At 53.8% G+C, this 1,249-nt stretch carries 1 protein-coding gene; it reads right to left on the minus strand.

What is annotated here, in order from left to right; all coding sequences use genetic code 11:
- Positions 1-95 precede the first annotated feature (95 nt).
- On the minus strand, positions 96-1,028 hold the full coding sequence (locus tag BFP95_RS17360) for an IS110 family transposase (RefSeq protein WP_065875287.1): 933 nt from the start codon (positions 1,026-1,028) through the stop codon (positions 96-98).
- Between the last annotated feature and the right edge of the window lie 221 nt (positions 1,029-1,249).

Genomic DNA, 1,249 nt, shown 5'->3' on the forward strand with positions numbered 1-1,249 from the left:
TTGATGGTTTTCATCAAGCCATTTTTTCCAGAGGCGGCAACGCTCCCACGGCTGTACTCCGTGTAACTGCTTTAGGAAATAGCTACCGCAGGATGTTAGGCGGCGTGCTCTTTCCATTCAGATCCATCACGGATCATTGCGTTTAGGCGTACCAGCAAAACACGCATACACGCGATGAGTGCCACTTTGGCGCACTTTCCTTTCTCGCGCAGCGCCTTATATCGCGCGGCAAACTCAGGCTGAAACCGGATCACTGACCAACAGGCCATATACAGTGAGCGCCTCGCGGCGAACCTGCCGCCGCTGATATGACGCTTGCCTTTGTGCTTGCCGCTATCGTCGTTGTAGGGCGCAGTGCCGCTCAATGCTGCAATCTGATGTCTACCCACCTCGCCTAGCTCCGGAAGATAGGACATCAAGCTGGCCGCTGTAACAAGTCCTATGCCTTTGACTGAGCACAGAAGGGCTACTTTTTTACGATCCAGACGTTCTGTACTTTGGCGGATCAGGCTTTCCAGCTCCTTCAGCACTTTTTGCAAATAGTCGATATGACTCTGCAGCGCAGGCTTGACCACGTCAGAGGAGGCCGTTTTAAGCCGCCGTTTGTCGTCATCTCTTTGCTGAACAAAGTGCTCTCGCTGTTGGACTAGGGCGCGCAAATCATCCTGCTCGGCGCTGGTAACCCGGCTATCGGGCGATTTGATGACCGCTGCGAACTGCGCAAGAAGGCGTGCATCTATCGGATCGGTTTTGGCTTGTTGCCCCATAGCCCGGGCAAAGCTTTTGGCTCGGCAAGGGTTGATCCGTATGACTTCAAAGCCCGCAGCTTGAAGCGCTTTCATGACTTTGCGCTCGTAACCGCCAGTGGCCTCCAGCAACACTCGACCCACGCGATGCAGGGTTAGCCATCCAATTAACCCAGGAAAATCACTCTGCGAATTGGAACAACTCATCGCTACATCCAGTTGATCAACCCGAATCTCGAGGCTACCGCTGGAGACATCAATACCTGCTGGATAGGAAAACATAGCCAAATCCTCTTACACTCAAGGTGAGAGCGCTCTGGCTTGGCCCACGCTTGTAACTGTTCGAGGTGGGCTCGTTCAACTGTTCGGGCTCAATGACCAGAGTGGAGAGGTGAGTGACAGCATGGGCTCCCACACGTGCTTTAAGCACTTCGGGCATTCAGCTTGTCACTCACCGCTCTCACCTTCAGTTTAAGCCTGGTTCAAGACACAAGCGGGCTTGC

The sequence above is a fragment of the Pseudomonas sp. 58 R 12 genome, assembly GCF_900005865.1.
GTDB lineage: Bacteria > Pseudomonadota > Gammaproteobacteria > Pseudomonadales > Pseudomonadaceae > Aquipseudomonas > Aquipseudomonas tritici.

Bases quoted from the DNA above. Each gene is read 5' to 3' on its own strand.
- BFP95_RS17360 (WP_065875287.1), bottom strand. From the start codon at position 1,028: ATGTTTTCCTATCCAGCAGGTATTGATGTCTCCAGCGGTAGCCTCGAG.